This is a genomic window from Massilia aerilata (genome assembly GCF_042656905.1).
Lineage (GTDB): Bacteria > Pseudomonadota > Gammaproteobacteria > Burkholderiales > Burkholderiaceae_D > Telluria > Telluria aerilata.
Genome location: NZ_JBHSMZ010000001.1, coordinates 907049 through 925871 on the forward strand (window position 1 = coordinate 907049; position 18823 = coordinate 925871).

General features: G+C 66.8%; 17 protein-coding genes. 6 read left to right on the forward strand and 11 right to left on the reverse strand.

Annotated elements, in window-relative coordinates:
* Positions 1 to 185 precede the first annotated feature (185 nt).
* The 4 genes from ACFPO9_RS04100 to tsaB are packed head-to-tail and all read right to left on the reverse strand — an operon-like array spanning position 186 to position 3389.
* Positions 186 to 1247 carry a DUF1853 family protein gene (locus ACFPO9_RS04100; RefSeq protein ID WP_379767424.1) on the reverse strand — a complete coding sequence of 354 codons (1062 nt, stop codon included), beginning with the start codon at positions 1245 to 1247 and terminating at the stop codon, positions 186 to 188.
* Positions 1231 to 2196 carry a uracil-DNA glycosylase gene (locus tag ACFPO9_RS04105; protein WP_379767427.1) on the reverse strand — a complete coding sequence of 322 codons (966 nt, stop codon included), beginning with the start codon at positions 2194 to 2196 and terminating at the stop codon, positions 1231 to 1233. Before ACFPO9_RS04105 ends, ACFPO9_RS04100 begins: the two co-directional genes overlap by 17 nt.
* Positions 2193 to 2666: a ribosomal protein S18-alanine N-acetyltransferase gene (rimI, locus tag ACFPO9_RS04110; protein ID WP_379767430.1), complete on the reverse strand. Its 474-nt coding sequence runs from the start codon at positions 2664 to 2666 to the stop codon at positions 2193 to 2195. The genes ACFPO9_RS04105 and rimI overlap by 4 nt, the downstream gene beginning before the upstream one ends.
* Positions 2667 to 3389, reverse strand: coding sequence for a tRNA (adenosine(37)-N6)-threonylcarbamoyltransferase complex dimerization subunit type 1 TsaB (tsaB, locus tag ACFPO9_RS04115; protein ID WP_379767433.1), 723 nt, complete (start codon positions 3387 to 3389; stop codon positions 2667 to 2669). It abuts the gene before it with no gap.
* Positions 3390 to 3441: 52 nt separating this feature from the next.
* Between tsaB and ACFPO9_RS04120 the strand changes: the two genes are divergently transcribed.
* Entirely contained in the window at positions 3442 to 3870 is a 429-nt protein-coding gene (locus ACFPO9_RS04120) for a thioredoxin family protein (protein ID WP_379767436.1), read from the forward strand.
* Here ACFPO9_RS04120 and ACFPO9_RS04125 read toward each other — a convergent pair.
* Together ACFPO9_RS04125 and ACFPO9_RS04130 are read right to left on the reverse strand one after the other, a co-directional pair.
* Positions 3867 to 6170 carry a xanthine dehydrogenase family protein molybdopterin-binding subunit gene (locus ACFPO9_RS04125; RefSeq protein ID WP_379767439.1) on the reverse strand — a complete coding sequence of 768 codons (2304 nt, stop codon included), beginning with the start codon at positions 6168 to 6170 and terminating at the stop codon, positions 3867 to 3869. The two genes, ACFPO9_RS04120 and ACFPO9_RS04125, sit on opposite strands and share 4 nt — an antisense overlap.
* Positions 6133 to 9312, reverse strand: coding sequence for an EAL domain-containing protein (locus ACFPO9_RS04130; protein ID WP_379767617.1), 3180 nt, complete (start codon positions 9310 to 9312; stop codon positions 6133 to 6135). Before ACFPO9_RS04130 ends, ACFPO9_RS04125 begins: the two co-directional genes overlap by 38 nt.
* Positions 9313 to 9515: 203 nt before the next feature.
* Here ACFPO9_RS04130 and ACFPO9_RS04135 point away from each other — a divergent pair, with 203 nt between their 5' ends.
* Positions 9516 to 10025, forward strand: coding sequence for a DUF1993 domain-containing protein (locus ACFPO9_RS04135; protein WP_379767442.1), 510 nt, complete (start codon positions 9516 to 9518; stop codon positions 10023 to 10025).
* A gap of 90 nt (positions 10026 to 10115) precedes the next feature.
* Here the strand turns inward: ACFPO9_RS04135 and ACFPO9_RS04140 are convergent, their stop codons facing one another.
* Both ACFPO9_RS04140 and ACFPO9_RS04145 read right to left on the reverse strand, forming a co-directional pair.
* Positions 10116 to 10307 (reverse strand): DUF1289 domain-containing protein, encoded by a 192-nt coding sequence (locus tag ACFPO9_RS04140; protein ID WP_379767445.1) that lies wholly within the window; start codon positions 10305 to 10307, stop codon positions 10116 to 10118.
* A 4-nt stretch (positions 10308 to 10311) separates the two neighbouring features.
* On the reverse strand, positions 10312 to 10881 hold the full coding sequence (locus tag ACFPO9_RS04145) for a DUF1415 domain-containing protein (protein ID WP_379767448.1): 570 nt from the start codon (positions 10879 to 10881) through the stop codon (positions 10312 to 10314).
* A gap of 429 nt (positions 10882 to 11310) precedes the next feature.
* Between ACFPO9_RS04145 and ACFPO9_RS04150 the strand changes: the two genes are divergently transcribed.
* Together ACFPO9_RS04150 and ACFPO9_RS04155 are read left to right on the forward strand one after the other, a co-directional pair.
* Positions 11311 to 12654, forward strand: a complete 1344-nt coding sequence (locus ACFPO9_RS04150) for a transglycosylase SLT domain-containing protein (RefSeq protein ID WP_379767451.1) — start codon at positions 11311 to 11313, stop codon at positions 12652 to 12654.
* 399 nt (positions 12655 to 13053) lie between these two features.
* Positions 13054 to 14562 carry a DEAD/DEAH box helicase gene (locus ACFPO9_RS04155; RefSeq protein WP_379767454.1) on the forward strand — a complete coding sequence of 503 codons (1509 nt, stop codon included), beginning with the start codon at positions 13054 to 13056 and terminating at the stop codon, positions 14560 to 14562.
* Between the two features lie 45 nt (positions 14563 to 14607).
* Here the strand turns inward: ACFPO9_RS04155 and senA are convergent, their stop codons facing one another.
* Positions 14608 to 15813, reverse strand: coding sequence for a selenoneine synthase SenA (gene senA / locus ACFPO9_RS04160; protein ID WP_379767456.1), 1206 nt, complete (start codon positions 15811 to 15813; stop codon positions 14608 to 14610).
* Between the two features lie 33 nt (positions 15814 to 15846).
* Between senA and senB the strand changes: the two genes are divergently transcribed.
* The gene (senB, locus tag ACFPO9_RS04165; RefSeq protein WP_379767459.1) at positions 15847 to 16821 is read left to right on the forward strand and encodes a selenoneine biosynthesis selenosugar synthase SenB; all 975 of its coding nucleotides are present in this window, start codon (positions 15847 to 15849) and stop codon (positions 16819 to 16821) included.
* Between the two features lie 10 nt (positions 16822 to 16831).
* Positions 16832 to 17884, forward strand: coding sequence for a selenide, water dikinase SelD (gene selD, locus ACFPO9_RS04170; RefSeq protein WP_379767462.1), 1053 nt, complete (start codon positions 16832 to 16834; stop codon positions 17882 to 17884).
* 6 nt (positions 17885 to 17890) lie between these two features.
* Here the strand turns inward: selD and ACFPO9_RS04175 are convergent, their stop codons facing one another.
* A complete protein-coding gene (locus ACFPO9_RS04175; protein WP_379767465.1) occupies positions 17891 to 18535 on the reverse strand; it encodes a DUF1906 domain-containing protein in 645 nt (214 codons plus the stop codon).
* The gene (locus ACFPO9_RS04180; protein WP_379767468.1) at positions 18532 to 18675 is read right to left on the reverse strand and encodes a hypothetical protein; all 144 of its coding nucleotides are present in this window, start codon (positions 18673 to 18675) and stop codon (positions 18532 to 18534) included. Before ACFPO9_RS04180 ends, ACFPO9_RS04175 begins: the two co-directional genes overlap by 4 nt.
* Positions 18676 to 18823 lie beyond the last annotated feature (148 nt).

Genomic DNA, 18823 nt, shown 5'->3' on the forward strand with positions numbered 1-18823 from the left:
CAGAGCCCGGTTTTTGGCAATGTCCCTTTGCTAAATCCGAGCTCAGTAAATTCGGGCTCAGTAAATTCGGGGTCAGAGCACTTTTTGCGGCAATTGCTCTTTAACTGATGCGGCCCGGCGTTTTGGAATATTCTTTCATTTTCGACATTATTTTGAAAGAATATTTCAGAACATATGGGGACACACTAGTCCTTCCTGCTACACAGCGCTTTCCCCAAAAAGTGGTCTGACCCCGAATTTGTGAAGCTATTTCCAAAAATCGGGCTCTGACCCCTATATGCGAAAATCGGGCTCTGACCCCTATATGCGCCGGCGCGTTCGCGCCAGTCGTCGGGGACGATGAAGCCGCGCTCGGTTTCGACGATGCCGCCAGTCGCTTCGCGCACGACCGCGATCAGGACTGGCGTGCTCGAGGCCGCGAAGTGGTCGTCCAGCTCGGCCAGCAGCTGGGCGCGGTCCAGCATCCAGGTGGCGGACGAGGCACGGAAGGGCGGCAGCCATTGCAGGCGCGGCAGGATCAGGAAGCGGTCTTCGTCCATCTGGGCGAGCTCGGACAGCGAGCACCAGAAGCCGCGGCAGTGGCCGGCCGTGATGCCGTCCATCGCAAAATAGGTCCCGGCCGGGTAGAACAGCCAGCCTTTCACCAGGGCGCGGGCGGCCGTGACGGGCCGCGGCAGCACCGCCTGGGCGGCCGGATGCGATCCGAGCTGCAGCTGGCGCTCGAACACCTTGCGCATCTTGCGGCCCAGGCTGTCGGCCAGGTTGGGGCCGACAAAATCGTCGAAGCTGGCGGCGATGTCGCCATGCACCTCGCCCTGCAGCAGATAGAACTTGGTCGCGAACTCGATGTGCTCGACCGCATCCGGGCCGGCATCGAGCAGGAAGTCGAATTCGCCGATGGTGTCGTCGCGCGCCGCCCGCACCTGCAGGCCATGGGCGACCAGCCTGCCCTGCTCCGAGAAATAAAAGGCCATCAGCTTTTCGGCGTACAGGCCGAGCCTCGTATGCATCTTGGCGCCCAGCGCGGCGTCGAGCGCCGACGGATCCTGGTCTAGCGCCGCCAGCCAGCTTTCCGTCTCGGGCCTCATCGGCCCCAGCGTGACGATGCGTCCTTCCCAATGCGGATCGTGGATGTCGAGCAGGTCGGGCGCGTCCAGCAGCCAGGCCAGGGCCCGTACCCGGGCGCGCCGCAGGTGTCCCCAGCGGCGCTCGAAGTACGCCTGATAGTTGTCAGCCGCGTCCCGCACCGTCTGTTCCAGCAGCGGATCCGCCCTCGGCGCGCGCCCGGCACAAGTCGGCCCATGCCAGCGCCTTGTCGCCGCCGCGCCGCAGCAGTTCGCCCGGATGCAGGGTCGCCACCAGCGTCGCCGGCGCGCTTTGCAGCGGATAGGCCTTGCCGCGCACGCCGGCCAGGGGTTCCGCCAGCGGACGTCCCAGCAGGGTGTTGGCGGCAATCTGGCCCAGGGTCAGGACGGTGCGGGCGCCGCTCAAGACCAGCTCGCGTTCGAGATAAGGACGGCAGGCCGCCGCTTCCGCGGCCGTGGGAGCGCGTTCGCCGCCGGCCGGCGTGGTCGGACGGCACTTGATCAGGTTGGTGATATAGACATCGCGCTCGCGCGACAACCCCACCGCGGCCAGCATGTTGTCCAGCAGCTTGCCGGCGTCGCCGGCCAGCGGGATGCGGGCTTTCTCGTCGGCGGCGGTGGAGGCGCCGGCCGCCACCAGCCAGCGCGCGGTCTTCGAGCCCGTGCCCGGCACCGGCGCGCGGCCGTCGCGGCAGGCGCTGCAGCGGCGGCAGGCGGCGATGGCCAGGCCCAGCCGGTCCCAGTCCATCTGCGCGATTTCTTCCGGTGTAGCGTCGGCTGGCAGCGCGGCGTCGTCCCAGGCCAGGTCTTCGGGCGGGACCGGCGCCAGGGCCGATACCGACTGGGCGACCGGCTGCAGCGGGCGCGGGCCCGGGGCACGCGCCGGCGCCGCGGGTGCTGCCGGCGCGGGTGCCGGCGCCGCCGGCACCGGCGGCTCGGCGAATGCATCCTCGGCCACGGCAAGCGCCGGCGCCGCCGCCGCATCGTCCGAAGCCGAAGCCGAAGCCGAAGCCGGCGCCGAAACCGCAAGCGGCGCATCCCGCAAAGCCCACAGCGGCGTAATCCCCATCTCCGCCAGGAAGACGGCGTCGCGTTCGGCGAATCCGTTCATAGTACATACCTCATCACGATCGCATCCTCGCGCTTGCCCTCATGGGCTGGATAATACCCCTTGCGGCGCCCGATCTGCGTATAACCATAGCGCGCGTAGACCTGCAGTGCGCGTTCGTTCGACGGCCGCACCTCGAGCAGGATCGACGCCATGCCCATCGCCCGCGAACGCGCCGCGATGCGGTCCAGCAGGAAGCGCCCCAGCCCGCTGCCCTGGCGCGCGCCGCTGACGGCGACATCCAGCAGGTGCGTCTCGTCGACCGCATGCATGAGCAGGAAGTAGCCGGCCAGCGCGCCCTCATCCGGCTCGCGCAGCACCCAGGCGTCGTAGCCGCTGGCCAGCGAATCGACGAAGTTCGCGCGGCTCCACGGGTGCGGGAAGACCTTCTGCTCGAGCGCGTGGACCTCGTCGATGTCGGCGACCACCATCCTTCGGAGCGCCAGCCCCGCCTGCTCCAGCGATGCCGCCATTCAGCCGCCCGCCTTGGCCGCGTTGATCGCCTGGCGCTCGGCGCTCGTGTAGGCAACCTTGTTGCGCAGGTAGAGGGGCTGGGCCTGGTCGGCCGGGACCGCAAGGCCGGCCGCCAGCGCGGCCACGCCCAGCACGGCCATGTCGCGCGCGTGCGGCAGCATGTCGCCAATGGCATGCATGGCGAAGTCCTTGCCGGCAAACGCGTCCGGATAGGCGGCGAAGCCGTTGCCGCAGGCGGCCAGGCCGGCAACAGGCTGCGGCGACACGTCCTGCGGCGCGCTCAGGGCCGGCGCGCGGACCGCGCTCCAGGCGTCGTCCGCATAACGGTATTGCGCCCAATAGACTTCGTTCATGCGCGCATCCAGCACGGCCAGTACCTCGGTGGCGCCGCTGCGTGCGCGGCAGGCTTCGGCCAGCGCTTCCAGGGTCACCATGGGCAGCACCGGCAGGCCGGCGCCGAAGGCCAGGCCCTGGGCCACGCCGCAGGCGGTGCGCACGCCGGTGAAGGAACCGGGACCGGCGCCAAAGGCGATGGCGTCGCAATCGGCCAGCTTGACGCCGGCCTCGCGCAGCAGTTCCTGCACCATCGGCAGCACGGATTGCGAATGGGTGCGCACGCCGGCGGTTTCGCGGGACATGACAGCGGCTGGTGTCGTGCCGCTATTGAACAGCGCGCAAGACGCCAGCTCGGACGAGGTTTCGATGGCAAGGATGATAGGCATGCCGTATTTTAACCCGTGGCGCCTGCCGGCCAAAAGCCGTAAAATCCGCTCCATGCCCAGCTTGTTACTCGAGTCCGACAACCGCGACCAGCTCGCCGCCGCCCTGGATGGCGAAGGATGGGTCGTCGCCTGTCTGTGCGCCGCCTGGTGCGGCACCTGTTCGTCCTACCGCGCCGCCTTCGACGACCTCGCCGCGCGCCATCCGGACAAGACCTTCGTCTGGATCGACATCGAAGACCAGGCCGACGTGGTCGGCGACCTCGACGTCGAGAACTTCCCCACCCTGCTGCTGCAGCGGCGCGGCACGGTCGCCTTCTTCGGCACCATGCTGCCGGATCCGAAATTGACGGACCGGCTGGTGCTGGCGAAGGCCGCGCTCGACGATGAGGAATTGACGCGCCTGGCCGCATCGTCCGACGAGCGGCGCAGGTGGCAGCGGGATGCCAATTTGCGCACCTTGCTGGCGAACGCCGACGCTTAAGCCAGCCGCAACGGCAAACGCCGCAAGCGCTGCCCGGTCAACTTGAACACCGCCGCCGCCACCGCCGGCGCCACCGGCGGCACGGCCGGCTCGCCCATTCCCTCGGGCGGCTCCATGCTCGGCATGAGGATGGTCTCGACCAGCGGCGCCTCGCTCATGCGCAGCACCGGATAATCGCCAAAGTTACTTTGCTGGACCTGCCCGTCCTTCAGCGTGATCTCGCCGCCCAGCGCCGCCGACAGCCCGAACACCACCGCCGACTCCACCTGCTGCGCCACGATGTTCGGATTCACGACGATCCCGCAATCGACCGCGCACACCACCCGGTGCACGCGGATCTGCTTGTCAAGCACCGACACCTCGGCCACCTGCGCCACGATGGTGCCGAAGGACTGGTGCACCGCCACCCCGTGCGCCCGGCCTTCCGGCGCGCTGCCGGCCCTCGCCAGCGCCGCCTCCAGCACCGCCAGGTGGCGCGGATGATCGCGCAGCAGTTCGCGGCGCAGCGCCACGCCATCCTTGCCGGCCGCATGCGCGACCTCGTCCAGGAAGCCCTCCTTGAAGAAGGCATTGTGCGAATGGCCGACCGCGCGCCAGTAGCCGATCGCCACCGGGCTGTCCGCGATCACGTGGGCGATGCGGCGGTTCGGGATCGCGTACTGCATGTCGTACTCGCCTTCGGCCGTGGTCTTGTCCGGGCCGATGCCGGGCAGGCCCAGGTTGCGCGGGAAGTACTGGTGGCCGATGGCGCCGCTCACCGATTTGTTGTCCCAGGCGAGCACATTGCCGTTCGCATCGAGCTTGGCCGAGAAGCGCGCCAGCGCCTGCGGGCGGTAGGCGTCGTGCTGGACGTCGTCCTCGCGGGTCCAGATCAGCTGCACCGGCTGGCCGCTCATCGATTTTGCGATCGCCACGGCCTGCGCCACCATGTCGGTCTCCAGGCGCCGCCCGAAGCCGCCGCCCAGCAGCAACAGGTCGAGCGACACATCGGCGCGGTCGACGCCGGCCACCCTGGCCGCCACCTCCACCGCCACGCTCGGGACCTGGGTCGAGGTCCAGAGTTTCAGCTTGCCGTCCTTGAGCTGGGCGGTGCAGTTGATCGGCTCCATCGTGGCGTGGGCCAGGAAGGGCGCCCTGTATTCGGCCTGGATCGTCTTCGACGCCCCCTGCACATCCTGGCTGCCGCTCTCGAAATACGTGAAGCCCGATTCGCTGTCCAGCAGCTTCGCGAAGTCGGCGAAGATCGCCTCGCTCGACAAGGCCGCGTGCGGGCTCGCGCTCCAGGTCACCGGCAGCGCGGCCGCGGCCTGCTTCGCCTGCCACCAGGACTTCGCCACCACCGCCACCCCGGCGCCGGCGCCGGAATACTGCGGCAGCGCGGCCACCTCGACCACTTTCAGCACGCCCGGCATCGCCATCACTTTGGACGCATCGAAAGACGCGACGCCCGCGCCCACCACGGGCGCCATGCGCACGGCCGCATACAGCATTCCGGGCACGCGCGCGTCGATGCCGAACAGCGCGCCGCCGTTCACCTTGGCCGGGCTGTCGCGGCGCGGCGCCGGCTGGCCGATCAGGCGGAATTCGGACGGCGATTTCAAACGCACGTCGCCGGGTTCGATGCCGGCCCCGGCCACCGCCGCACGCTCTGCCAGTTCGCCGTAGGCGAGACGCCGGCCGTCGGGATGCAGCACGTAGCCGTCGCGGGTGGACAGGCTTGCAGCGCCAGCCTTCCACTGTTCGGCGGCCGCGCGCACCAGCATCGCCCGCGCCACCGCGCCCGCTTCGCGCATCGGCGCCCAGGCGTCCTTCACGCTGGTCGAACCGCCGGTGAACATCAGACCGAGCTCGCGCCCGACCTTGGCCATCACCCATTGCACGCCCTGCTTGATGCTGCCGCGGTCGTCCGGATGGAAAGGCAGGTTCTCGCGCAGGACCGTCAGGTTGCCGAAGATCTTGTCGATCGGGGCCTGCGAAATGCGTACATTGGCCAGCGGGGCATCGAGCTCCTCGGCCAGCAGCATCGGCAGCGCGGTGTTCACCCCCTGCCCCATCTCGCTGCGCGGGACCACGACGGACACCGTGCCGTCGCGCGCGATCGCCACCCAGCCATTCAGGGCGACGGCGCCCGCTTCCACCGCCAGCGGGCTGGCGCCGCGCAGGCGCTGGCGCGGCGGCGCGAGGCCCCAGCCGACCACCAGCACCCCGCTCGCGGCCAGGCCGCCGAGCAGGAAGCGGCGCCGTCCACGCGCGGGTTGTTTGCTAGCCTTTTCCGGCTCCTGAATATTCGAGTCGCGCATTCTTGTTCTGTCCCCACTGTGCCAGCACCTGCGCCGGCGCCAAAGGCCGGGCATATAAGTATCCTTGCGCGCGACGGCAGCCGTGCCGCAGCAGGAAAGCCGCCTGCTCCACCGTCTCGACGCCTTCCGCGATCACCGCCAGGTTCATGCTCTTGCCGAGCTGGATGATGGCGATGGCGATCGCTTCGTCGTTCGCATCGGTCGAGATGTCCTTGATGAAGCTGCGGTCGATCTTCAGGGTCTGCACCGGCAGCTGCTTCAGATAGGCCAGCGAGGAATACCCGGTGCCGAAATCGTCGATCGCCAGTTCGACGCCGATCGCGTGCAAATCGTTAATATACTGCATCGCATCGCCGGTATTCATGATCACCGATTCGGTCACCTCGAGCTGCAGGCGGTGGGCCGGCAGGCTGGTCTCGCGCAGCACCCGCTCCACCGTCGCGGCCAGGCCGCCGCGGTCGAACTGGCGCGCCGACAGGTTGACCGCGATCTTCGGCACATACAGGCCGGCCAGGTCCCAGCACTTCATCTGGCGGCAGGCCTCCTCCAGCACCCAGCCGCCCAGCTGGTTGATGAAGCCGATGTCCTCGGCCAGCGGGATGAAGCGGTCCGGCCCGACCGCGCCCAGCTCCGGGCTGTTCCAGCGCACCAGGGCCTCGACGCCGATCAGCAGCCCGCTGTCGATTTCGACCTGCGGCTGGTAAGCCAGCCAGATCTCGTTCTTCTCGATCGCGCGGCGCAGCAGCGCTTCCAGGCGCAGGCGCTCGACGCCCTCGCCGTCCATCGAGGGCGCATAGAAGGCATAGCCGTTGCGGCCGCGCGCCTTGGCCTGGTACATGGCGACGTCGGCGTTGCGGACCAGGACATTCAGGTCGCCGGCATCCTGCGGGAACAGGCTGATGCCGACACTGCCGGTGACGAACAGCTCGTAGCCGGACACCAGCGCCGGCTGCTCGAACAGGCGCATCAGCTTCTCCGCCACCAGGCGCGCGCCACGCTCGCCGTCGACGTCTTCGAGCAGCACGATGAATTCGTCGCCGCCCAGGCGCGCCAGGGTGTCGCCGTCGCGCAGGCAGCTCGACAGCGCCTTCGCGACCTGCTTGAGCAGCTCGTCGCCGACGTGGTGGCCGAGGGTGTCGTTGACGTTCTTGAAGCGGTCCAGGTCGATGAAGATCACGGCCAGCTGCTCGCTCGCGCGCGCCGCGCGCACCATCGCGTGCTGCAGGCGGTCGTGGAACAGCAGGCGGTTCGGCAGGCCGGTAAGCGGATCGTGGTGCGCCATGTGGTCGAGCTTTTCCTGCGATTCCTTCAGCTTGGTGATGTCGCTGAACACGCAGACATAATGGGTGACCGTGTCGGTGTCGTCGCGCACCGCGGACACCGTCAGCCACTCGAGGTAGCCCTCGCCGTTCTTGCGGGTGCTCGAGATTTCGCCGCGCCAGAAGCCGGTTTCGGCGAGGTCGCGCCACATCGTGTCGAGGAAGTCATGATCCTGGCTGGCGCCGCGGGTCAGGTTCGATGGGGTGCCGATCGCCTCGATCTCGGTCCAGCCGGTGATCTGGGTATAGGCGGGATTGGTGGCGACGATGCGGCCGTGCACGTCGATCACCATCACGCCGTCGGCGATGTGCTCCAGCACCGTGGCGGACAGGCGCAGCTTTTCCTCGGCCTGGAGGCGCTGGGTGATGTCGGCGTAGACGATGATGCTGCCCTCGGTTTCCAGGCGCGCGGGGTCGAGCGCGCGGCCACTCACCTGGCACATGAACAGGGTGCCGTCGCGGCGCCGCTGCAGGTAGGCGTCGGTGAAACCGGCGCCGCTGGACATCAGCGGCTGCGTGTCGGCCAAGGTCTGTTCGAACATTTCCTGGTTCGGGAACAGCACCGCGATCGACTCGCCGACCAGCTCGCCCTCGGCATAGCCGAACAGCTCGTCGAAGCGGCGGTTGGTCGAGACGATGCGCATGCCGCGCTCGCGCACGATGCCGAACATGACGTTGTCGAGCACCGCCTCCTGCTCGGCCAGCAGGGCCTCGATGCGCATCTCATTGTGTTTGCGCTCGCTGATGTCGGAGATCAGGCCGTCGACCCAGAAGGCGGCGTCGCCGCCCTGCGCCACCGGCTGGCCGCTCTCCAGCACCCAGCGCTCGACGCCGGCGGCATCGACGATGCGGTATTCGATCTCGTAGGGGCGCGCGGCCTGCAGCGCTTCCTTCGCCAGCCGGCGGCGCATGCGGCGATCCTCGGGATCGATGATGTCGGCCCAGCGGTCGGTGGTGGTACTCATGAACATGCGCGCCGGGTAGCCGCAGATGCCCTCGATGGCCTCGCTGACGAAATCGATGCTGCCGCCGGGGCGGGCCCGGAACACCGCGCCCGGGACCTGGGTCACGATGGTGCGGAAGCGCTCCTCGCGCCGGCCGATGTCGTCGAACAGCTCGCGGATCGCGACCCGCATGCTGTCCATCTGCGCCCCCAGGCGTCCCAGTTCGTCCTTCGAGGACAGCACCAGCGGGGTATCGAAGTCGCCGCGCGAAAGGCGGTCGGAAAAGCCGGTCAGGCCTTTCATCGGCGCCAGCAGGCGGCGCTTGATCAGCAGCGCGATCAGCAGCAGCGACACGGCCAGCTGCACCGCCAGCACGCCGGCGTAGCGCCACTGCTTGGCGCGCAGCTCCTGCTGGCTGCGGCTGTCGTCCATCTCGACCAGCACGTGGCCGATCGGCTCGCCGTGCACGACCACGGTGCGCTCGGCGCGGAATACGCGGCCTTCGGGCGCGGCGGCGGCATGCCGGTCGATGAAGTCGCCGTCGGCCTGGGCGCGCACCTGCACCCGCAGCACGGCCGGGTCGCGCATCACCGATTCGACCAGCGAGCGGGCGGCGTCGGCGTTCATGTTCCACAGCGCTTCCTGCATGCCGAGGGCGAGGATGTCGGCGTCGCGCTGCAGGTTCTCGTCGAGCACCGCGCGGGCGGCCTGGCGCTCCTGCACGCCCATCAGGAAATAGCTGCCGACCAGGGCCGGCACCACCAGGCCGCCGAACACCACCAGCAGCAGCGCGCCGTACAGCGAACGTCCGTAGAGGCGCAGCAGGCGCATGGGGAGCACGCGCCTGGCAAGGCTGGACAGGAAGCTTGAAGCAAACATGGCTGGCATGGCGAAGCACCGGCAGGCGCTAGCTTTTTTGTGAATATTGGTTAGCGTGTGTTGCCAGATTATGCACACAAAGTTGCCACAAGTCAGCAATTAGTCGCCGCCGCCAGGCGCATGGACGCGAAGCGTGACCGTGCAGCCACGTTTCAGTGTTGTTATGATGGGTGTCTCTATTATATGGATGGGAGTAAGAAACGATGAGCTTGTCGATGTACACCGCTTCGGTGCCGGTATTCCGGCAAATCCTGGGCAGCCTTTCCGCGATCCTGGAAAAGGCCGAATCCCACGCCGACCTGAAGAAGATCGAACCGGACGCCCTGCTGAAGGCGCGCCTGTTCCCGGACATGTTCCCGCTGCTGCGACAGGTGCAGGTGGCGGCCGATTTCGCCAAGGGCACGGTGGCGCGCCTGGGCGGCGTCGAGGTGCCGCGCTACGAGGACACCGAGGCCGACTTCGCCGGCCTGCAGGCGCGCATCGCGAAGACCCTGGCCTTCATCGACAGCGTGCCGCGCGAAGCGATCGAGGATGGCGCGACACGCGAAATCACGGTCGGCAGCGGGGACAAGCAGCGCCAGTTCAACGGTGGCCAGACCTATCTGATGCACTACTCCCTGCCGCATTTCTACTTCCACGCGACCACGGCCTACGACATCCTGCGTCATAACGGGGTCGAGATCGGCAAAAAGGACTTCGTCGGCAGCTTTTGATTAAACGCAAACCGGGGTCAGACCCCGATTTTTGGAAAGATCCATTGAGACATTTCCAATTTTCGGGCTCTGACCCCGGTTTGATTTTTGTCAGGTGTTGCGGCGCGGGTAGCCCTGCGACAGGATGCGCTGCCAGACGGCTTCCTTCTGCTCCGCCGTCATCGATACCCAATGCGCCACCTCGACCACGGTGCGGCCGCAGCCGCGGCAGATGTCGTCGAAGGTGGTCGAGCAGACTGCCACGCAGGGCGTGTCCGGGCGTTCCGGGAAGGGGGCGCCCATGGGATCAGCGGGCCGGTCCGACATCGAGCTTGTCCCAGCCTTCGTGGCCGAGCCCTTCCATCGTCTCGATATTCTTCTCGAAGATGGCCTCGGCGTCCGGGAAGGCTTCCACGGCGCGGTCGATACTCTCTTCGCGCAGCAGCTGCAGGATCGGGTAAGGCGCGCGGTTGGTGTAGTTCGAGATGTCGTTCTGGTCGGTATCGGCGAACTGGTAATCCGGGTGGAAACTGGCCACTTGCAACTCGCCGTCCAGGCTCATGTCTTCGACGGCGGCGTCGGCCACGTCCAGGAATTCATTGAAGTCCAAAAAGTCATTTAACACGAACGGATGGATCAGCAGGGTCGTGTCGGTCTTTTCCGGATCGGTGTCGGCCAGGTCCTGCAGCTCGTTCATCAGGGTTTCCAGCAGCTCTTCCGGCGTGCGCGCCGGCGAGACCACATAGCGCACCTGCTCCTTCACATACACCGCCTTGGCGAACGGACAGAGGTTCAGGCCGATGACGGCGCGTTCCAGCCAGCGGCGGGTGGCGGCGACGATCTCGTCATCGTCGGCATTGAGGTTGGCAGTGCTCATGATCTTTCCAATATTGCAAAAAACGCGGTGCGCAGAGCTGGCATTGTACGCGCACTTTGCGTGCCCTCATAGATTGGCCGGCAAGCCGGCGTAACTTGGCAAGCATAGCCGCCGGCTCTGGTATTAATTTTTCGATATCGTTATTTGCTTGTCGAAATGTTCACTTATTGCCTTGCCTGTTCATTTTCTTTGCGTGCATACCCCCAGGGGTATCGGGTTTCAAGCATCCGAATCAGCTATAAAAATCCGCATCGCAGCCCAGGATACTCATCGTGAAGTTGTCAAAATACCAGCATGCATTATCAAAATGAGTAGCCAAGAAAATTTGTAACCTCGCCGACATAATTCTTGACTGACGCGATAAGCGGTCCGTACACTGCCCCCTTACTCGTCAGTCCTAACCGTTCCTGGACGCAACACTGGAAAGCTATGTACGAAACGACTCGCACCACCAAAGCCCTGGCCCTCGCGATCCTGTTGGCGCCCGCGATCAGCCTCGCCGCCGAAAGTTCTTCGAGCCCTATCTCGCAAAGCAACACTAGCGTCAGCGCCGCGGTGCTTGCCAAAACGGCATCCCTGGGCGCCGTCAAGGGCGACGATTACAAGGACCCCGACCTGTGGGGCCGCATCCGCAGCGGCTACGCCATTCCCGACGTCGACAACACCCTGGTCGCCAAGCACGTGCAGTGGTATGCCAGCCGTCCGGAATACCTGGCGCGCACCTCGGGCCGCGCCTCGCTCTACCTCTATCACGTGGTGCAGGAACTGGAAAAGCGCGGCATGCCGACCGAACTGGCGCTGCTGCCGGTGATCGAATCCGCTTTCAATCCGCAAGCCCTGTCGACCGCCGACGCATCCGGCCTGTGGCAATTCGTGCCGGGCACCGGCAAGGATTTCAACCTCAAGCAGAACATGTTCAAGGACGAGCGCCGCGGCGTGCTGGCCTCGACCGACGCCGCCCTGACCTATCTGCAGCGCCTGTACACCATGTTCGGCGACTGGCAGCTGGCCCTGGCCGCGTATAACTGGGGCGAAGGCAACGTCCAGAAGGCGATCCAGAAGAACCGCGCCGCCGGCAAGCCGACCGACTTCGAGAGCCTGGCCGAGCTGATGCCGGCCGAGACCCGCAACTACGTGCCGAAGCTGCAGGCCGTCAAGAACATCATCGCGAATCCGGGCCAGTACGGCGTGACCCTGCCGGCGATCGACAACCAGCCCTACTTCACTACCGTCGACAAGACCTCGGACATCGATCTGGCCGTGGCCGCCCAGCTGGCCGAGATGTCGATCGACGAATTCAAGGCGCTGAACCCGCAGTTCAAGAAGCCGGTCATCACCGGCGAATCGACCAAGATCCTGCTGCCGAAAGAGAACGCCGAGAAGTTTCACCTGAACCTGGCGCAATGGGGCCATGCGCTGTCCTCCTGGACCACGCACAAGATCACCGGGGCCAAGGAAACGATCGCTTCGCTGGCCTCGAAGTTCGGCACCACGCCGGACGTGATCCGCCAGGCCAACAACATCCCGCCGCAAATGCGCCTGAAGGCCGGCTCGACCATCCTGGTGCCGAAGACCAGCGCCTCGACGGCTTCGGACATCGCCGAGAGCATCGTCGACAACGCCTCGATCGCGCTGGAGGCCGACCGCGGCAACGGCAAGGGCCGCAAGCTGACCGGCGCCCAGCGCATCAAGGCCACCGTGGCCGAGATCAAGAACCGCGTCACGGGCGGCAGCAAGCCATCGGCGCGCGTCAACGGCCGCAAGCACCGCTAAGCCGCCGCAGCAGCCGCAACGCTGCTGCGTTGCCGCAATTGCACCTCGGCCAGCCGGCCTGCACTTTACGAGCAGGCCGTGCACGCTTTCCGAAACTACTGTATAGTGTCGTTTGTGCGCTGCAAAAAGCGTGAGCGATTCAGTCGCCGCAGCAGTTCATCAGAAGTAATCCAGCAGTACAACAAGCAAGCTTCGCAAGCCCTGGTATCGTAGCAAGATACCCTTTCATAAAGCCCTCCCGCCCTGCGTGCCGTCTTCATTGGCACCGTCCCGGCGCAAAGCTTTTGTGCCGAAATTTCTTTCGTTTCCAAGTCATTTCGTTTTGTTGGTTCGCGTTGCTATTTTGCGTTTCCGCAACTTTGCGTAAACGTTCACTGATTTATCGAAAGTACCCAAACAATGAGTTTTGAAGCACTAGGCTTACACACGTCCATCGTCAAAGCAGTGTCGGTTGCCGGCTATGAAAAGCCGACCCCGGTGCAGGAGCAGGCTATTCCGGCAGGTATCGCAGGCCGCGATATGCTGGTCTCGTCGCAGACCGGTTCGGGCAAGACCGCGGCATTCATGCTGCCGGCCCTGAACAAATTCGCCAATGAAGAAGCGGCGCCGGCCGGCCGTACCCCGGCGCAGGAAGCCCAGGCAGCAAAAGCCCGTGGCGAGCGCGTCCGTTTCAAGCCGGCCCAGCCGAAAATGCTGGTGCTGACCCCGACCCGCGAGCTGGCCCTGCAGGTCACCAGCGCCACCGAGCAGTACACCGCCTTCATGCGCCGCATCCGCGCCGTGTCGATCCTGGGCGGCATGCCTTACCCGAAGCAGATGCAACTGCTGGCCAAGAATCCCGAGATCCTGGTCGCGACCCCGGGCCGCCTGATCGACCACATGGAGTCGGGCAAGATCGACTTCTCCCAGCTCGAGATCCTGGTGCTGGACGAAGCCGACCGCATGCTGGACATGGGCTTCATCGAAGACATCGAGAAGATCGTCGCCGCGACCCCGGATTCGCGCCAGACCATGCTGTTCTCGGCCACCCTGGACGGCGTGGTCGGCAACATGGCGCGCCGCATCACCAAGAATCCGCAAGTGATCCAGATCGCCAGCGGCACCAACCGCCACGAAAACATCGTGCAGAAGGTTCACTTCGTCGACGACCTGTCGCACAAGAACCGCCTGCTCGACCACCTGCTGCGCGACGAAACGCTGGACCAGGCCGTGGTCTTCACCGCCACCAAGCGTGACGCCGACATGATCGCCGACCGCCTGAACATCGCTGGTTTCGCGGCCGCCGCCCTGCACGGCGACATGCACCAGGGCGCGCGCAACCGCACCCTGGACAGCATGCGCCGCGGCCAAGTGAAGGTGCTGGTTGCCACCGACGTCGCCGCGCGCGGCATCGACGTGCCGACCATCACCCACGTGGTGAACTACGATCTGCCGAAGTTCCCGGAAGATTACGTGCACCGCATCGGCCGTACCGGCCGCGCCGGCCGCAACGGCATCGCCGTCTCGCTGGTGAACCACGCGGAAGGCATGAACGTCAAGCGCATCGAGCGCTTCACCAAGCAGCTGATTCCGGTCGACGTGGTGGAAGGCTTCGAGCCGAAGCGCTCGGCGCCGGCACGCAGCGGCGCCCGTCCGGGCTGGAAGCCGGGCGATGGCCGCAATGCATCGGCCAAGCCGGGCCAGCGCAGCTTCCACAAGCCGGGCTCGGGCCCGCGTGAAGGCGGCTTCCGCAGCGAAGGCGCAGCGCGCGAAGGCGGCTACAACCGCGAAGGCGGCCGTCCTGCAGCAGCAGGTGGCTACAGCCGCGACGCCGCGCCACGCCGCGACAGCGCTCCGCGCGAAGGCGGCTACCGCGGTTCGCACCCGCGTTCGGCGGACAACGCCCGCCGCACCTTCGGCGACCGTTAATCCTCCGGTCGCATGAATGAGAAAGGCTGCTTCGGCAGCCTTTTTTCATGGCGCGCAGCTGCGAAAGCCCGTGAAGACATCGTCGCGCTCGGCCGTGAAGAAATTCCGGAACGCCGGGCTGCGGAAGCGCGCCGGGGTGGCGAACGAGGCCCCGCGCAGGACCTGGCGCGTACCGAACCAGGGCGCCGAATACTCGAGGTAGCGGTCGGGCGCGAAGCCTGCATAGGGCAGGAAAGGCGTCGCCGTCCATTCCCAAAGCCGGCCCCAGTCGAAGCCGGGATGTCCGGACGCGGCGGCAAATTCCCATTCGTTTTCAAGAGGCAGGCGCCGCCCGGCCCAGCGGCACCAGGCCTGGGCCTCGTGCATGCTCAGGTGGCGCACCGGCGCCTCCGGCACGAGCGGCTCGCGGCGGCCGAAGCGCAACTGCCGCCAGCCGTCCTTCACTTCATCGTCGCGCCGCCAGTAGCGCGGGGCGGTTTGTCCCGAGGCCGTCAGCCACGCTTGCCCGGCCTCGCTCCACCAGCGCGCATCCCGGTAGCCGCCATCCTCGACGAAATCCAGGTAGCGCGCGTTCGAGACCAGCGAGGCGTCGATCGCGAACGGCGCCACGCGGCAGGAAGCGGCCTGCTTCTCGTTGTCGAACACGAAGCCGCAGGACTGCTCGCCGCCGCGCAGGAAGGCGCCGCCGGCAAAGGCGATCTCGCCTGCGGGCGGCGGCGCCGGCTGCGTGCCCGCCATCGCCGGCCGCAGCGGCAGGCCCAGGGTCTGCATCGTGTACAGCAGCGCCTCGCCGTGCATGTCTTCGTGGGCCAGCGCCAGGCGATAGGGATAGAGCGCGCCATCCTCAGTCGGCTCGCGCGCCAGCTTTTCGAGGATGCGTTCGAGCACCTCCTCGCAGTAGGTCTGGATCGCGCCCGGCGCCGGCAGGTCGAGCGCCCAGCGCGCGCGGTGCGGCACCAGGCTCGAATCGAACCAGTCGTCGCCGCGCGCCAGCAGGCTGTGGCCGTTGGCATCGCCGGGCCGGCTGCTGGTCGCGGCGCGCAGCACGAACCATTCGGCAAACCAGGCCGTGTGCCCGAGCTCCCACAAGGGCGGGTTGATTGACGGCAGACGCGGCACGCGCGCGGCGTCCGCATAGCCGGCGCTTGCCAGGGTGTCGAACAGCGCCAGCGTATAATGCCGCGCATCCCGCAGCATGCCTGCAAGGCGGTCGGGTCCGGCGTTCCGGAACGATGGGTCTTGTTGGTTCATGCGGACATTCTACGATCGTTTGATAATCAGCCGATGGCGCGACCCCATATCCTCATCGTCAGCCCCGCCTCCGCGCGCGAGAACAACGGCAACTGGCAGACCGCCAGCCGCTGGATGCGGCACCTGTCCGCGCATGCGCAGGTCACGGTCGCGCAGGGATGGGATGCAAGCCAGCCGGCGCCGGACCTGCTGGTCGCCCTGCACGCGCGCCGCTCCGCCCCGGCGCTGGGCGCCTTCGCCGCAGCGCATCCCGAACGACCCAGCCTGCTGGTCCTGACCGGCACCGACCTCTATCGCGACATCCACGCAGACGAGACCGCACGCGCCTCGCTGGGCCAAGCCACGGCCCTGGTGCTGCTGCAATCGCAGGGCCTGGACGAACTGGCGCCGGAAGAACGCGCCAAGGCCCACGTGATCTACCAGTCGGCCCCACTGCTAAGGCCCGCGCGTCCGCGTGCGGGCAGCTGCGACATCGCCATGATCGGCCACCTGCGCGAAGAGAAGGACCCTCTGACCTTCATGCGCGCAGCCGCGCTGGTCACGCGTCCCGAAGTGCGCCTGCTGCACGTGGGCGGCGCCCTCGACCCGGCCCTCGGCGCGGCCGCGCGCAAGACGCAGGAAGGCGCCCCGCGCTACCGCTGGCTCGGCGCCCTGCCCCATATGCCGGCCCGGCGCCTGTTGCGGCGCTGCCGCGCGATGGCGATCTGCTCGCGCATGGAGGGCGGCGCCAACGTGATCATCGAGGCGGTGATGAGCGGCGTGCCGGTGCTGGCGTCCAGCATAGGCGGGAACCGCGGCATGCTGGGCGAGGACTACGCCGGCTTCTTCGCGCCCGGCGACGCGGCGGCGCTGGCGCGGCTGATCGACCGCATCGCCGTCGACGAACGCTTCCGCAACAAGCTGCTGCGCCAGTGCGCCGCCCGCCGCCGCCTGTTCGCACCAGGCCGGGAACGAGCAGCCCTGCTCGACCTGGTAGATAATCTCGTTTTACCTCATCCTGCAACCTGAAGAGACTTCCATGACCACTCCCGACAATGCCATCAAACTGACCTCCTTCTCGCACGGCGGCGGCTGCGGCTGCAAGATCGCCCCCGGCGTGCTGTCCGAGATCCTCAAGAAGTCGACCGGCTTCCCGGTGCCGAAAGAACTGATGGTCGGGATCGAGACCGCCGACGACGCCGCCGTCTACAAGCTGAACGACGAGCAGGCGCTGATCGCCACCACCGACTTCTTCATGCCCATCGTCGACGATCCCTTCGACTTCGGCCGCATCGCCGCCACCAACGCGATCTCCGACGTCTACGCGATGGGCGGCACGCCGATCATGGCGCTGGCCCTGGTCGGCATGCCGGTGAACAAGCTGCCGCTGGAGACGATCGGCAAGATCATCCAGGGCGGCGAATCGATCTGCGCCGAAGCCGGCATCCCGATCGCCGGCGGCCACACGATCGACTCGGTCGAGCCGATCTACGGCCTGGTGGTGCTGGGCCTGGTGCATCCCTCGAAGGTCAAGCGCAACGCGGATGCGCGCGCCGGTGACGTCCTGGTGCTCGGCAAGCCGCTGGGCGTGGGCGTGCTGTCGGCGGCGCTGAAAAAGGACCAGCTGGATGCCGAAGGCTATGCGGCGATGATCGCCAACACCACCAAGTTGAACAAGCCGGGCAAGGCCCTGGCCGAGCTGGCCGGCGTGCACGCGCTGACCGACGTCACCGGCTTCGGCCTGCTGGGCCACCTGCTGGAACTGGCGCGCGGCGCCGGCTTGAGCGCGCAGCTGGACATGGCGAAGATTCCGCTGCTGCCGGGCGTCGAGCAGCTGGCCCACGACGGTTACTTTACCGGCGCTTCAGGCCGCAACTGGGACGCCTACGGCATGGACGTGGATCTCGGCGCGAACGTGAGCGACACCCAGCGCGTGCTGCTGACCGACCCGCAGACCTCGGGCGGCCTGCTGGTGTCCTGCGACCCTGGCAGCGTAGCCGAAGTGCTGGCGCTGTTCGCGCGCGAAGGCTTCGGCCATGCCGCCGTGATCGGCCGCATGGCAGCCGGCGACGCGCGCGTCAAGGTGGAGTAAAAAACACTAAACGCTGAACAGCCCGGCGTCCTTTTCGGGATGCGTGGCGTCGGGATCGATGCTCAGCACGATCCCGTCCGCGCCCACGATCCGCGCCGGCAGCATCTGGATGATGTCGTACAGCTTCTGCTCGGCGTAGCGCCGCGAGCCGGCGAAGCCCGACGATTGCGACAGCCAGCTCAGCGCCGCCATCTCGCGCTCCAGCAAGGCGCCGCAGCACAATCCTGACCCGTAGACCCCGACCCGGTAGGACGGCGCGCCCTCGTTGGCCACGTAGAGCGCCGCATGCACGCCGGTGAAGTAATTGCTGATGCCGCCGTCGAGGTCGGCCTGGGTCGGGTCGTAGTCGACCGCAAAATAGATGGCCGAGCCGAAGGGCTGGCCTATGGCCTCAAACGCCATGCGGAAGGCCTGGGCGCCGTCCGCCAGGCCCTGGGCCCGCGTGAAATAGCCGGCGTGGGTGCCGGTGGTCTCCCACACCACGCCCATCTGCAGGCCGGCCTGCGACAGGGCTCTGGCCTCGCCCAGCGACAGGTTCTTGGCCGCGTTATTGCTGTAGTAGCGCATCGCGAAGTCATAACCCTGGGACCGCAAGGCCCCGGCGTGGCGCGTCAGCTCGATGGCCGTGTCCAGCCCTCTCAGCGCGGTCATGCCCTTTCCTCCTGGCTGGGCTCGCGCACCCGCATCGGCGCGCTCAGCGACAGCAGGATGCGCGCAAGTGCGAGCACGACCAGCACCGTCGCAGCCAGCGCCATGAGAATCGGCAGCTCGAAGATCGAATCCTGGCTCATCACATCTCCCGCTCGGGTTTTTGTCGCGCCCGTTTGCCCCGGCGCAAGCGTGTACTCTGCCATCGCCGAAGCGCACATACTTGATCAACCACAACAATCTTTTGAGAAAATCTGTCGCAGGCACCAAACGCGGGCGCAACAAACGCTT